Here is a 14045-nt window from a genome sequence, read left to right on the forward strand (position 1 = left end):
CCACTCATCTAATTTTTTAGGAGAGACTTCATGGATACAGGTATTTGGGCGACGTGGTACGACTTAGCGGAAGACGACAAAGAAGGCTATTTGAACTGGCTGCATACGGACTACCTTCCCGAGGTTCTCGCGCGCCCAGGCTATCTGTGGGCGGCGACTTACGAAATTACGGGCGGTGGGTCCCACATGAAGCAAATTGGTGAGCACCTCGCCCGTGCAGAAGACGAATCCGTTGGCACAGGTACAAATTATGTCACCTTGATTGGCGGTGCGCATCCGTACGTCTTTTTCAGCCCTAATGTCATCGATATTGATAACCCGCTGGCGACACCCCATGCTGAATTGGCCGATGACGCGGTCCAATCCATGTTTGGCAAGCGCATCGGTGCCCGAACCTGTATATTTTCGGAAGAAGCACGGGTTAACGGCCCTGAAATTGGTGGCCGGGCCAGCGGCACAACGCCAGGGCCCGCCATTCAAATGGGCAGTTTTAGGGCCATGACGACAGAAGACGAATATGATCTTGCTGCCTGGTATGCACAGTACCGATTACCCCACATGACCCGCATGCCGGGCTGTATCCGCACCCGGAAGTTGTTGTCTGTGGCGGGCTGGGCGAAGCACTCTGTCCTTTACGAATTTCTTTCCTTAGATGCCCGGAAAGAAGGGTTTGAAGCGACCCACGAGCGATTGGGCCTCGACGACAAAGAATGGACAAACAGAATCATCAATTACACTCGCCATGCGCCTGGCTCTCCCAGCGTTGGTCGACGCATTTGGCCGGAAGTCGAGGACTGGGAAACCGAATACCTCAGCCGGTAAATTTCGCTTTTGCCGGTGGGCCTCACAAGGGTAAACTCCGGATAACAATTAAAACTATAAATTCAATACGACAGGGAGAAGAAACCGTGAAAAAACGTAAACTCGGACATAGTGATGTAGAAGTCGGTGAACTTGGACTCGGCTGCATGGGCATGTCGACAGCCTATGGCACGCCGGATGATCCAGAATCTATCGCAACGGTTCGCGAGGCATTGGACAACGGCTGCGATTTGATTGATAGCTCTGATGCCTATGGTTCTGGCCATAACGAAGAGCTTTTGGCCAAGGCCTTTAAAGACGGCTATCGCGAAAAAGCCTTCTTAATTACTAAGTTCGGAAATATGGGGCCGAAGGGCGTACTCGGCACACCCGAACACGTGGCCGAGGCTTGCGAAAAAAGTTTGGCGCGTCTGCAAACAGATGTAATTGATCTTTATTTCATTCACCGCATTGATCCCAACGTTCCCATTGAAGACACAGTGGGCGCTATGGTGAAATTGAAAGAGCAGGGGAAAATTCGCTATCTTGGCCTATCGGAAGCCGCCATGGACACCCTCAGACGCGCGCACGCCGTTCATCCGATTTCAGCATTGCAGACAGAATATTCACTCTGGACCCGGGAAGCGGAAACCGAATACCTGCCAACCACGCGGGAACTGGGCATTAGCTACGTTGCCTATGCGCCGCTTGGTCGGGGGTATTTATCCTCTCAATTCGTCACGCCTGAGGATTTACCAGAAGGCGACCGCCGTCATGATCACCCGCGTTTCCATCCAGAGAACATGTCCGCCAATAAAAAGCTATTGGATGCGATAAATGATATCGCCTCGGCCAAAAGCTGCACGCCTGCTCAGATTGCCATTGCGTGGGTCTTGCATCAGGGCGAAGACATTTTGCCGATCCCTGGTACCAAAAAGCGGAAATGGTTGCGCGACAACCTCGCCGCCGCCGACATCAGCCTCAGCAGCGATGAATGCGCTGCCCTGGAAGGTGTCTTCGTTCCTGGCGTCACGGCGGGTCAGCGTTATCCAGACAAGCAGTTTGCCCATCTGATTAAGTAACGTCGGCATATACGTAATTGGGAGCCCACTCAGGGAAACCTGGGTGGGCTTTATTTTTTGAACAGTTCCGCGATGTCGAGCTTCAAGTGGCCCCAGACGATTAATGGCAGTGCCTTGCACTGATCGAACAACGCGTCCCAGCCGCCCTTAAGAATGACCGGGATCATAATCCACGGCCAAGCGGTGATGATCTTTTTACGCTCATTGGTGTGCAACTTGTCACGTTCTTTCAAGACACCTTCGATCAAATGGGCATAGGACCAGTCGCAGCGATAGATCACCTTGCCGTCCGGGTTGACCACATAGACCATGTTTGGGAATGAGCCGTAGGCCTTGTGCATCTCTCCATCCAGGTTGTCGACAGCCATATTCCGGACTTCGCCGGTTTCATTCTTCATCCGATCCGCCAGGGCAATTTTATCGTCTAAAGTTTCGTGGGGTCCAACACGAGAACCCGGATGGGCTTCGCGGACGTAGACCACCAGAAATTCAACATCCGGAAATTTCTGAATTACTTTTTTGATCGGGTTCACATTTTTGACGTACATCGGGCAGGTTAGGCTCGCGGTCTCAATCACCACCCACTTGCCCTTATAATCAGAGAGCTTGATTTCCTTACCATCCAGCGACGTCAAAGAGAAATCGAGCATATCATCACCCGCCTTAGGGCCAGGAAACGCCATGTAGTCGTAATTCGACGTTCTGAAATTCCGGTAGTTATAATCGACCACAGTCACGCACCTCTTAGCATTGGAATCAGTATGCGAAAAAATACCTGTCGGACCAAAGCATCGCAAGCTCTCAAGCCCTGAGAACACGAGGAATTGAAGCGAGAAACAATGCTTTCAAATCCGGCATCAGATATTTGTGCTTTGACCTGGGGGCGACTTGTTTTTACAAAAGGCCAACAGCAATCAACTGCCCATGGGGAGAAGACATAATGGCAAATTTTGTAAACGTCGTCCTGTTCAAGGTCAAACCCGGCTATCTGGATGAGATCAAGCCCGTCATGCTGGCCAACGCGGCAGCATCTGTAAAAGAAGAAACCTGCTATCAGTTCGACGTCGTCCAACGCCAAGACGACGACCACGCGTTTATTTTCTATGAAGTCTATAAGGACAGAGCTTCCTTGGACACGCACCGCGAAACTGACCACTTCAAAGCCTTCATCGCCAAGGTCACGGAACTGGGCGACAATACCGAACGTGAACCGATCTTCTGCGACCAGATAAGTGAATAGGAATTTCTCAAATGGCAAAATTTGTAGTTGTTGTTCTGTTTAAGGCGAAGCCCGGGCATCTGGAAGAGATCAGATCCCTCATGATGGCCAATGCAGAAATCTCCGTGGCGGAAGAAGAAAACTGCTATCAATTCGACGTCGTGCGACGCCAAGACGACGAAAACGCCTTCATCTTCTATGAGACTTATAAAGACTTGGCCTCTTTCGAATATCACCTCACAACTGAGCACTCAATCGCCTTCAACGCGAAGCTAAAAGAGATGGGCGATAAAACCGAACGTATCCCGATGCGGTGTGAAATGATTAGTGGGTAAGCTAATACCAAGTTTCCCTAATTAAGACCCATAGAGACGGCTTCACATGATTTTCGGCAAGGAGCGCTTGTTGTGGCGATGCTCGGCATCGCGAGACGGGCGCGACGCTGTCCGAAAGTCTTGTGAAGCTGCCGTTTCGGTCGCAAATACAGCCCGTCGGAGGGCGTCGAAAAGTCTTGCCGATGCAGGACATCGCCTTCGGCATTTCTCCTACCCGACAGGCCGTATTTGCGATCTCTATGGATCTTAATTAGGGAGACTTGGTATTACGCCCAAACACCAACGTCCCTTCGGCTAATTCAGGCATCAGGCGAATTTCGTCTGCGCCGTCGGCATTTACGAGCGGGACTTCGAACACATTCAGGGTCATGGAGATCAGGGTGTAGTACCCTAAAATTCCAACGAGATCGACGACTGTGTCTTTGCCCAGCTGAGCAACCGCTCGATCAAACAGGTCATCCGAAATCTTGCGATCCACATGCAAGGCAACGGCAACTTCGAAGACGATAGCTTGGTCGGGGTCGTCGAACTCAGGAATAATGCCAAGGCGCATGGCTTCAACGATTTCTGGCGCCACGCCTGCTTCTAACGCGATCTTGCTGTGGGCGAACCATTCGTAGGCGGAGCCCCAAAGCCGTGCTGTCGCAATAATTGCCAATTCAGACAGTTTTGGCGGCAACAACGAATCATAGCGGCAATAGGCACCTAAATTCTGCGCCCGGTCTGCGAGGCCGGGGCGTGTCAGCCACACCCCCAGCGGTCCGCGCACGCCGCCCCTGGGGCCGGACGCGATTTCGTCATACACCCGTTTTTGCTCATCAGACATTTTTTCGTAATCAAGTTCTGGCGCTCGGCTCATTTTTCTTCCTATTCCAAAGCTGCTTTTTTAATGGCATCAGCAGTCAGCGGTAGACGCCGAAGCCGGAGACCGGTGGCGTTATAAACCGCGTTGGCGATCGCCGCGATTGTCGGGCCGGAGGTTGCTTCCCCTGCCCCCAAGAACGGATCGCCCGGACGTTCCACAAGAACGGTCTCGATTTCGGGGACATTGCCGAACCGAAGGATCGGATAGTCGTCCCAATCACGGCTGGTTACACCCCCCGCGTCGTAGGTGACTTCTTCATAAAGAGTCCAGCTGGCGGCCTGGATCAAGCCACCTTCAAGCTGCATGGCCAGTCCATTGGGGTCAATACAATGGCCCGCATCTGCCGCAATCACGGCACGGTGGAGCTTAATCTCAGCGTCCTCTGTCACTTCGACCTCAATCGCAACGGCGGCGTAGGATTTGACGTTCTTATATTGCGCAAACGCAATGCCGCTGCCAAAGCCGGGTTTCTCCGCACTCGGCCAGCCAAATTTTTCTGCTGCTGCTTTAATGACAGCCTTGGCCCTGTCGTTCGTAAGGTTCCGGAGACGGAATTCAACCGCGTCCACACCCGCTTCTTCCGCCATTTCATCGACAAAGCATTCAAGCGCAAACACGTTGCCTGACGCCCCCAAACCCCGAAGTGCGGAACAACGCAGCGGCAACCCTTCCACCATATGCTTAACGATCCGCCGGTTGGGGAAGGTATACAGGGGGTCTTGGTTTCGATACTTACCGTTGTGCGGACCGAAGCTCAATTGAGACGGCACAGCCGGAACGGGCGGGTCCATATATTGCGCGCCAATTAGCTTTCCAGGTCCAACCCCAGGTGAGCCGCCTCGGGGCCGCATGTTATGGGTGTCGCTGTAGGTATCGTGCGACCATTCGACAATATTCCCATCGCCGTCCAAGCTGCCGCGAAGGTCCATAACCATGGCGGAGTTATAAGGCTCCCACGCGTGTTCATCTTCGCGGCTCCATTTTAGAAGGATCGGCTTCCCTGGAATTTTCGTCGCGATCAAAGCCGCATCAAAGCCAACATCGTCTGCGCCATTGTGACCGTAACATCCGGCTCCTGGCACATGCTCAATCACAACATCATCCACGTCCATGCCAAGTGCTTCAGCGGTGGCATCTCTTAGGGTGTAAACACCTTGGCTATGGGACCACATCTTCAACTTGCCGCTGTCCAGAACCGCCATCGCCGCCGAGGGTCCGATGCTGCCGTGCATGAAATAAGGTTTTTCGAAACGCGCACTCAGGGTCGCCGTTGCTTCAGCTGGGGGATCGCCAAGGTCAGGGATAGGGTCGTCACCTGGAACGCCATCGATCAGCAAATGACTTACCTTGGGGTTCGATGTCAGCGACTCATAAAGGTCTTTCACCGGCAAGCCGCTCCCTAAGTCCCATTCGATGGCGGCATTTATACGTTCCGCCGCTTTGACCGCTTGGAATTCATCAGCATGGGCAACAGCGACAAAGCTGCCTTCGACGACGACTTCAACACCCGTCTCCTTAAGGCGCTCGACACGGCCCTCGTCTATGGACCTGAGCGTCGCATGATAATGCGGTGGACGCACAACCCGAGCATGCAACATTCCCTCTATGTTCATATCATGAACATACTTGAACTTGCCGCTAACAATGTCTTCGAGTCCGCGAGGGACAACGTCGGTGCCGACGATTTTGTAGTCGCCGGGGTCCTTGATTTTAACCTCCACATCCACCGGTATGTTGAAGGACTTCCCGCCCATCAAATCGCCATAGGTGGTGGTGCTATTTGTATCTCGCGACGTGATTAAACCATCTTCGACGTCTAAGGAGCTTGCATCGACTTCAAACTCATCCGCCGCCAGCCCTAACATGTGGTGGCGCGCGGTAGCTGTCGCCTCCCGAATTGCAGTTGCGGACTGCTCCATCGAACCACTGCCAGCGGTCACGCCTTCATCTGGCGAGCCTGTTGTCTGCGTCCGCACGATTTGGACCCGGTCATACTCAACATCTAATTCCTCAGCCGCGACCATGGCCAAGGCTGTCGATACCCGCTGACCAATGTCAACCTTGCCGGTCTGTACCGTGATCGATCCATCTTTCTCAACTGAAACCCAATCATCAACGTTGGGGCTCTTCTCAAGCGAAGGACTAGCCATTGTTCAACCCTCCATCCGCCGCGATGCGCTTGACCGCCTTCAAGACATTGGCGTGCGACCCACAGCGGCAGAGATGCTTTTCAAGGGCTTCGGTAATCGCCGCATCATCCGGGGCTGAATTCTTTTTAAATAATCCCGTTGTTGCGACAACAATGCCCGGAATGCAATAGCCACATTGGGCTGCGCCATCGGTCACAAAAGCATCTTGAACGGTGCTGAGTTTGCCATCTTCCATCAGGCCTTCGACAGTGGTGATGTCGTGGCCTTCGAATTCAGAGACTGCGCGGACGCAGCTGAGTTCAGGCTCACCATCGACCAGCACGGCACAAGCGCCACAGGTTTCGAGGCCGCAGCCAAGTTTCGATCCGGTGAGGCCGAGATTGTTCCGAAGGATAAATATAAGAGGCGTCGCGGGATCGCTCTCAACTGTATGAGATACCCCATTTACGCGCAGTGTGATTGTCGTCATGATTTCCCTGCATAAATTGTTTGCGCGGAAGTATTGACGCCTAGCTCTCAGACGTCAATTCCGCCAATCAAAAAATTCGTATCTTTGGGAGGACAAAATGACCATTCAACGCATTAACAGCAGAGGCCATCTCAGCAAGGCTGTCGTTCATAACGGCATCGCCTATTTGGCGGGAATGACCGCAGACGACGACACGCAGGACATCAAAGGCCAGATGGCCCAGGTGCTTAGCGCCATCGATGAAACCTTAGCCGCAGCAGGTACAGACAAATCCAAGCTGCTGTCATCAATGGTCTATCTTTCCGACATGTCGGTTAAGGCAGAAATGAATGCGTGCTGGATGGATTGGATCGATTTGGACAACCCGCCTGCTAGGGCGACCGTGGGAACAGTCCTCGGCACACCCGGCAAGCTGGTCGAGATTATGGTCCAGGCGGCGGTTTAAAGGCGTCCTTCGAGACGGCTGCTTCGCAGCCTCCTCAGGATGAAGAGTTTTAATATTCCTTCATGGTGAGGAGCGCTCGCAAGAGCGCGTCTCGAACCACAGGGCTATAAGGGACTAGTCCTCAACAATATCGCGGTCAATCCCGACAGCGACTTCGATGCCCTTGCAGACTGCAGACGTATCCAAGTGGCCATAGCCTAACGCGATTGTCGAGTTCAACTTCTGACGGGCAGAAACATACAGATCAATCGGCGCGTGAACTTGGGCGGCAAATTCGGTGATGATGCTGGCGTCTTTTTCAAAGATCGCGAACATCGTGCCGCCGCCTTCACGGTAGTCGGAATCGGCCATGAACTTACCGCGAATTTCCATCATCTTGGAGGTTCCGGCACTGGCGCTGAGGACTTCTTGGATCATGTGTGGGTCAAGCCCTGCCTTCTGCCCCAACACAATGGCTTCCGCTGCCGCCGTGGTATGGACATGTACTAAATAGTTGGCGAGGATTTTCATCCGCGATCCGTTGCCGACTTCGCCGACATAGAAATTACTGGCAGTGAACCCTTCGAAAATCTCGAGACATTTTTCAAAAGCATCTTTTTCACCGCTGATGTGGATGGATGCCATGCCCTTGGCCAACATCGCGGGAGTTGCGCTAATCGGGCTGTCGAGCATCACCCGTCCGTCATCTTTTAGCATCCCGGCTGCTTCGATCTTTTGATCGACTTGCAGGGTCGAGCATTCGATCAAAACTTGGCCCGGCTTAGACACAGCCTTCAGATCAGAAATCACCGATTGCAGCGCACCATAGCTCGGCAACGATGAAATCAGCACATCGGCTTTTTCTGCGACTTCAGCGACAGAAGAACTTGCATCGAGACCTAAATCATTCAGCGCATCAATGTTCGCCTGAATGAGATCGTACCCGGCAACCGCGAACTGCTTCTTCAGCAAATTGCCGGCAATGTTTCCGCCCATGGGGCCAAGGCCGATAAGGCCTACTTTTAAACTCATGATGTTTCTCCCAATTCAAGTGTGGTGGAACTGAATTTCACCACACTAGGTTATTCAACCATTTTAAAAATATCGTCGCCCAGCTTTTCACGCTGTTTGGCAAGCAAGGGCCCAACCGCCTTCTTGAATTCGGCGCGTTCTTCATCGCTGAGGTCAACCACGTCGTTTTCGGCGGGGTCGAGGACGGACAGAATTTCCTCGTCTTCCGCTTGGGCAAATCCCCGCTGTGCTTCGGTCGCGATTTTGACCGAGTCCTGAACCGCTTGTTGCACGTCTTCCGGCCAGCTCTCGTAGGTGTCATTGTTAACAAGAACCAAGCTTGCCCCAAAGAAATGTCCCGTCAGTGTGATGTGACGGTGATACTTATGGGTCCCAAAGCGATAGGTGTTGGTCAGTGGGTTTTCCTGCGCGTCCAGCTTGCCGGTTTTAGCAGCCTCGACCAAGTCACTGACATCCACATACATAGGGTCCATGCCCAACAGACGGAAGAATTCCTGGTGCAGTTCACTGTTCATGGACCGGACGCTCATCCCCTCGCAATCGCTGGGTGTGCGCATGGCCCGTTTTGAATTTGTAAAATGCCTAAAGCCATTGTCCCAAAACCCGAGCACCCGCCAGCCCGTCGTCTCCAGATATTTTTTCTTGAGGAGATCACCGAGTTCTCCATCAAGTGCAGCATAAGCCTTTTCCCGGCTATCGACGACGAAGGGCAGATCGAAGATCCCCATTTCTGGAACGTTCTCCGTCAAATAGCTTGAAGCGAAGTAACACATGGTCAGATCGCCCTTATCGACCATCTTCGGCAGATCATCGGCACGGCAGCCGGTTGAACCCGGCATGTTGCCATCCAGATTAAATTCGACCCGGTCATCAAGCCGGGTCTTTAGCTCTTTGCCAAAGACCTCAGCGGCTCGGTTGTGGACAGACGTTGGCGGCTGATAGCCACCCATGTTGATGGTCAGTTCTGCCATGGTCGTTATTCCGGCATTGGAATTTTTTGGTCGGAAGCCGGTATGTTATAGCCCTTTTGCACCGCCGGACGGGCCGTGACGTTCAAATACCAACGCAAGATATTTTCATAATCGGCAACATCGATACCCTGGCGGTCATAGCGCGCAATCCACGGATAGGTCGCCATATCGGCAATGGTATATTCATCACAAGCGACAAAATCGTTATCGGCGAGGCGTCTGTTGAGAACGTCATACAGCCGCTTCCCCTCATTAAGATAACGTTCCTCAGCGTATTCCGATTTGCCTTGGTTGTAAAAATTGAAGTGATGAATTTGGCCCAGCATCGGTCCGATCCCACCCATCTGCCAGTTCAGCCACTCGATGGTCGCCCAACGCTTTGTCGGATCAGTCGGCAAAAACTTGCCAGTCTTTTCTGCAAGGTATTGCAGGATGGCGCCAGATTCCATCATGGAAATGCCGGTTTCCTGATCGACGATGGCGGGGATTTTGGCGTTCGGAGAAATCTTTAAAAAGTCCGGCTCGCGCTGTTCGCCCTTACCGATGTTGACCTCATGGAGGGTGTAGGGAATGCCCAGTTCCTCCAACATAATGGTGACCTTACGTCCGTTCGGTGTGGTCCAGGTATATAAATCGATCATTCTTGGTACTTCCTTGTGAGTGAAAAAAGTTGTGGTTGTCTAAGGCGTGATTGGCAAATCGTCAAATGCCGCCATCAGACGTTTTTGAGAATTCTTAATGTGTTTCGAAACCAGACTGCCGGCGCGGCGCTTATTCCGGGTCTGGACCGCATCAATGATGTCGCCATGTTCACCTGCGAATTTTCCTTTGGTAATATCGAATTCGGCACTGGAAACACTGACAAAAGTTAAGCGGTCGAATTGGTCTATGACTTCCTGGGTCGCCCGCACAAGTCGCGAATTATGCGCAATCGCTGCGATTGAGCGATGAAATTCACTGTTGTATTTCACCCAAGACAATAAAGTCATATTTTCATCGGCCGTGCGGAATCGGTCTAGCGAAGCTAGTTCATCTTCGGTTGCATGTTCAGCTGCATATTCCGTGCTTGCCCGTTCCAGCAGCAGCCGCATTTCATAGAGTTCACGCGCATCGGACACAGAAATAGGCCGCACCCGGTAGCCCTTGCGCGGTAAAACTTCGATCAAATCCTTTTCCTGCAAGCGTAGCAGTGCATCCCGCACAGGGGATTTTGAGACCTGATACCGTTTGGCAAGATCATTTTCGTAAATTCTTGATCCAGGCTGGAGAACGCATGCCAGGATTTCGTCGCGAATCCTGGCGTAGACGCCATCCCGCATTAGCCGTCTTTCATTTCCCATGTTTTTTCTCAGGGCGCCCTCTGAAATATCACTGAGCTTGTTATAGAGACTCATTGTTGCCGCAACAACCGGCTTTTGCTTACCTAATAAGGCTAAATCTTTTAGACTCGTCGCGAACGGTCAGGTATGCTAGAACCTGCAAAATCAAATGGCTGAAATATCAATTCCGAGTCTAAAGCCTAAATATTCCAATAGGGAGGAGTTACAATGAACCTATTCAAGAAACTAACGCTGGGTCTATCGGCGACCGGCATGGCGGTGGGTATCGCCATGGCTGCCAGCACACCGGTTGATGCGAAGACCATCACAGTGCGCATCGGCTCCGGCCATCCGCCGACGGTCGTTTATGCCGGTTTGATGAAAAACTTTTTCCAGCCTGAGCTGAAGAAAGCGATTGAATCAAAAACCAAGCATAAAATCAAATTTATCGAAGCTTACAGTGGTTCGCTTGTTAAAGTGTTCGACGTGTTTGAAGGCATTGAAAATGGTATCCTGGATATCGGCGGTTTCTGCTTCTGCTTCGAAGCATCGAAACTGAAAATGCACGCCTTCCAAATCATGCTGCCTTTCGGCACCATGGACCCGGTCAAAAGCGTCGCGATTGCTGCCAGCGTTTATAAGCAATTCCCAAGCCTCGAAAAGCGCTTCCAAAAGTTCAAGCAAACCATGCTCGCGCGTATCGGTGACGGCGGTTATAACCTCGGCACCAACTTCGACTGGAATAAAGTTGCGGATCTTAAAGGGCACAAAATCCTTGGTGCTGGCCTCAACCTGAACTGGATGAAGCAAGCCGGGATCGGCATCATTGCCGTCACAGACGGTCTGCCAGGTTGGTATAAGAAGATTCAAAACGGTGTTGCCGAAGGTGGCATCATGTTCCCAAGCGCATGGGGTCCCGTTTTCAAACTTCACGAAGTTGGTAAATACTACACCACCATCGGCTTCGGTTCGATCACGTGGCATGCGCTTAACGTTAACAACCGGTATTGGGCTTCCCTTCCTGCAGATGCGAAACCTATCTTCAAGGAAGTTGCTGCTCGTTACGAAGCGTTGACCGGCACTGGTAACAAAGCTGGTTACAAGAAAGACATGGCTTGGCTTCGCAAGAACATCACGGTCAAAGATTTGCCCGCAAGTGTTCGGTTGAAGTGGGCACAAAAACTAGCTCATTGGCCCCAAAAGCATGCTGATGCGCTGGAAAAAGAAGGTCTTCCAGCAGTCAAAATCTTGAATGCAACTCTTAAAGCTGCAGAAAAAGAAGGCTACAAGTGGCCCGTACGTTACGTCGTAAAATAAGACGCGACTTAGGCGTTTTATAACGCAAAGAACCCCACCGGCTGGATGCTCACAGATTTGTGTCTAGCCGGTGGTTTCTTTTAAGCTCATTTAGATTTAGAAATTTTGGCATTAGATCAGCGTGATAGGGCCTAACATGGCTCTTATACCAAGGAACATTGATAATGAACTTAGTCGTTTTTAGTGATCGTCTCTCTAAATTTCTTATGGTCATAGCGGCGGCGGCGGCCTTTAGCCTTACCTTTCTTATTCTGGCCAATATTATTGATCGGGAACGTTTTGACGGTGTCGCAGAAATTGTGACCGCCTCAATCGTTATCATTGTTTTCTTGCAGGCAGGTTATGCCATCCGAAGCCGCTCAATGTTGAAGGCTGATTTCTTGGTAACCCGGTTCCCCGCAAACGTTCAAAGGGTCCTTAAGTGCATTGGCTATCTTCTAGGAGCCGCATTTTTCCTGATGATCATTACCGGTGGATGGGAAGAGAGCGTTCGGTCTTGGGTCGAAAACGAATTTGAAGGTGAGGGTGCGCTTCGCGTCCCGGCCTGGCCTGCCAGATGGGCTGTTATGTTTGGTAGCCTCATCGCGTTGATGAATTACTTGGTCATGGCGTATATCGATATTTTTAAGCCGGAACTTTTGGATTCTGAAGCCGATCCAAATGCCCCGTCGCACTAAGACAATCAGAAAATAGATAGGAAATAAAAACGTGTTTGAAGTTAATATCGCCGCTTTTCTGGTTGTTTGTCTGGTCTTCTTGGTCGCAATCGGCGTCCATATCGCCATCGCCCTTGGGATGACCAGTGCGCTTGGGATTTTTCTTGTTCTCGGTGGTGATGCGAATGCCTTCAGGACCGTTCAAGTCATGTTGGCGGCGAAGGCCTATGAAGGCATCAGAGATTATGTCTTTGCGGTTATTCCGTTATTCTTGTTGATGGGCGAATTTATTGGCAAGTCAGGTGCCGTAACCGACGTCTATCGTGGCTTGAACGCGATGCTTAAAAAGATTCCCGGTCGCCTCGCGATTGCGACGGTTCTGGGCAACGCGTTGTTCTCGTTCGTAACCGGTGTCAGCATTGCCTCGGCCGCAACCTTTTCCCGGATCGCCTATCCTGAAATGAAACGGCACGGCTATCATAAGGGCTTTGCGCTTGGAACTGTCGCGGGCTCAAGTTGTCTCGGCATGCTAATTCCGCCGAGTGTTCTGATGATTGTCTGGGGCATTTTAACCGAGGTCTCTATCGGTAGAATTTTTCTCGCCGGTGTTCTCCCAGGCTTAATGCTCACGTCACTGTTTATCATCTACGTCATTGTCATGGCACTTATCAAACCGGAAGCCGTTGGTGCCGGTTCTGAGCCCGTTGTTGAGGAAACAGCCAGTGACGTCGAAGAGGTTTCACTGGCTCAGTTCTCAATCAGCCTGGCTGGTATTTTTGCCGTGGTTGTCGCGGTGCTAGGGGGCATTTGGTTTGGCTACTTTAGTCCGACTGAAGGTGCCGGTGTCGGCGCTTTTCTGGGGCTTATTCTTGGTATCTTAAAAGGCATGCGGTATCGGGAAATTGTCGATTCCATTTTAGCTGTCGGGCGGACTTCGGGACCTATTTTACTTCTGTTGGTGACGGCGGCGCTTTATTCAAACACCCTCGCCATGACCGGCTTGGCCAATGCGATTGAAAGCCTATTCTTGGAATCAGGCATGGCTTCTTGGATGGTCATAGCCGTGATGATTCTCATTTGGTTTTTGCTGGGCATGATTATCGACTCGATCTCAATCATGTTGCTGACGGCGGCTATCTTTGCGCCCATCGCCGTAAAGCTGGGGTATGACCCGGTCGCATTTGCAATTATCGGCATTATCTCAATCGAGGCAGGTCTTCTGACACCACCGTTTGGGTTGTTGGTTTATACGGTAAAAGCCGCGATTAATGATCAAGAGCCAGACTTGAACGTCATGTCGATCTTTAAAAGCTCTACGCCTTACTGGATTCTCATGCTCATCGGCATGGTGTTGATTATCAATTTCCAAGGAATCGCGACCTACCTGCCGAAATTACTGTTTTAG

16 protein-coding genes are annotated in these 14045 nt (G+C 51.6%); 8 read left to right on the top strand and 8 right to left on the bottom strand.

Annotation, left to right across the window (positions count from 1 at the left end):
* The first annotated feature begins 30 nt into the window (after positions 1 to 30).
* Both HOM51_02945 and HOM51_02950 read left to right on the top strand, forming a co-directional pair.
* Positions 31 to 822: a hypothetical protein gene (locus HOM51_02945; protein ID MBT5033457.1), complete on the top strand. Its 792-nt coding sequence runs from the start codon at positions 31 to 33 to the stop codon at positions 820 to 822.
* 86 nt (positions 823 to 908) lie between these two features.
* Positions 909 to 1883 carry an aldo/keto reductase gene (locus HOM51_02950; GenBank protein MBT5033458.1) on the top strand — a complete coding sequence of 325 codons (975 nt, stop codon included), beginning with the start codon at positions 909 to 911 and terminating at the stop codon, positions 1881 to 1883.
* A 50-nt stretch (positions 1884 to 1933) separates the two neighbouring features.
* Here HOM51_02950 and HOM51_02955 read toward each other — a convergent pair whose 3' ends face one another.
* A complete protein-coding gene (locus HOM51_02955) occupies positions 1934 to 2614 on the bottom strand; it encodes a redoxin domain-containing protein (protein MBT5033459.1) in 681 nt (226 codons plus the stop codon).
* Positions 2615 to 2823: 209 nt separating this feature from the next.
* Between HOM51_02955 and HOM51_02960 the strand changes: the two genes are divergently transcribed.
* Positions 2824 to 3123: an antibiotic biosynthesis monooxygenase gene (locus HOM51_02960; GenBank protein ID MBT5033460.1), complete on the top strand. Its 300-nt coding sequence runs from the start codon at positions 2824 to 2826 to the stop codon at positions 3121 to 3123.
* 11 nt (positions 3124 to 3134) lie between these two features.
* On the top strand, positions 3135 to 3437 hold the full coding sequence (locus tag HOM51_02965) for an antibiotic biosynthesis monooxygenase (GenBank protein ID MBT5033461.1): 303 nt from the start codon (positions 3135 to 3137) through the stop codon (positions 3435 to 3437).
* A 250-nt stretch (positions 3438 to 3687) separates the two neighbouring features.
* On the opposite strand, the gene HOM51_02970 is transcribed toward HOM51_02965, so the two are convergent.
* The 3 genes from HOM51_02970 to HOM51_02980 are packed head-to-tail and all read right to left on the bottom strand — an operon-like array spanning position 3688 to position 6921.
* Positions 3688 to 4296 (bottom strand): carboxymuconolactone decarboxylase family protein, encoded by a 609-nt coding sequence (locus HOM51_02970; protein ID MBT5033462.1) that lies wholly within the window; start codon positions 4294 to 4296, stop codon positions 3688 to 3690.
* 8 nt (positions 4297 to 4304) lie between these two features.
* Positions 4305 to 6452: a xanthine dehydrogenase family protein molybdopterin-binding subunit gene (locus tag HOM51_02975; protein ID MBT5033463.1), complete on the bottom strand. Its 2148-nt coding sequence runs from the start codon at positions 6450 to 6452 to the stop codon at positions 4305 to 4307.
* The gene (locus HOM51_02980) at positions 6445 to 6921 is read right to left on the bottom strand and encodes a (2Fe-2S)-binding protein (GenBank protein MBT5033464.1); all 477 of its coding nucleotides are present in this window, start codon (positions 6919 to 6921) and stop codon (positions 6445 to 6447) included. The genes HOM51_02975 and HOM51_02980 overlap by 8 nt, the downstream gene beginning before the upstream one ends.
* Before the next feature lie 97 nt (positions 6922 to 7018).
* On the opposite strand from HOM51_02980, the gene HOM51_02985 reads away from it, so the two are divergent.
* A complete protein-coding gene (locus HOM51_02985) occupies positions 7019 to 7366 on the top strand; it encodes a RidA family protein (protein ID MBT5033465.1) in 348 nt (115 codons plus the stop codon).
* A gap of 114 nt (positions 7367 to 7480) precedes the next feature.
* Here HOM51_02985 and HOM51_02990 read toward each other — a convergent pair whose 3' ends face one another.
* The 4 genes from HOM51_02990 to HOM51_03005 are packed head-to-tail and all read right to left on the bottom strand — an operon-like array spanning position 7481 to position 10688.
* Complete coding sequence (locus HOM51_02990) at positions 7481 to 8377, bottom strand: NAD(P)-dependent oxidoreductase (protein ID MBT5033466.1); 897 nt, start codon at positions 8375 to 8377, stop codon at positions 7481 to 7483.
* Positions 8378 to 8427: 50 nt separating this feature from the next.
* Positions 8428 to 9348: a TRAP transporter substrate-binding protein gene (locus tag HOM51_02995; protein ID MBT5033467.1), complete on the bottom strand. Its 921-nt coding sequence runs from the start codon at positions 9346 to 9348 to the stop codon at positions 8428 to 8430.
* A 5-nt stretch (positions 9349 to 9353) separates the two neighbouring features.
* Positions 9354 to 9989: a glutathione S-transferase gene (locus HOM51_03000; protein ID MBT5033468.1), complete on the bottom strand. Its 636-nt coding sequence runs from the start codon at positions 9987 to 9989 to the stop codon at positions 9354 to 9356.
* A 39-nt stretch (positions 9990 to 10028) separates the two neighbouring features.
* On the bottom strand, positions 10029 to 10688 hold the full coding sequence (locus HOM51_03005) for a GntR family transcriptional regulator (protein MBT5033469.1): 660 nt from the start codon (positions 10686 to 10688) through the stop codon (positions 10029 to 10031).
* Positions 10689 to 10895: 207 nt separating this feature from the next.
* Here HOM51_03005 and HOM51_03010 point away from each other — a divergent pair, with 207 nt between their 5' ends.
* The 3 genes from HOM51_03010 to HOM51_03020 all read left to right on the top strand — a co-directional run bounded on the left by HOM51_03010 (position 10896) and on the right by HOM51_03020 (position 14045).
* A complete protein-coding gene (locus tag HOM51_03010) occupies positions 10896 to 11984 on the top strand; it encodes a hypothetical protein (protein ID MBT5033470.1) in 1089 nt (362 codons plus the stop codon).
* Positions 11985 to 12148: 164 nt separating this feature from the next.
* The gene (locus HOM51_03015; GenBank protein ID MBT5033471.1) at positions 12149 to 12661 is read left to right on the top strand and encodes a TRAP transporter small permease; all 513 of its coding nucleotides are present in this window, start codon (positions 12149 to 12151) and stop codon (positions 12659 to 12661) included.
* A 31-nt stretch (positions 12662 to 12692) separates the two neighbouring features.
* On the top strand, positions 12693 to 14045 hold the full coding sequence (locus HOM51_03020; GenBank protein ID MBT5033472.1) for a TRAP transporter large permease: 1353 nt from the start codon (positions 12693 to 12695) through the stop codon (positions 14043 to 14045).

This window comes from Rhodospirillaceae bacterium (assembly GCA_018660465.1).
In the GTDB taxonomy this organism is placed as follows: domain Bacteria; phylum Pseudomonadota; class Alphaproteobacteria; order Rhodospirillales; family JABJKH01; genus JABJKH01.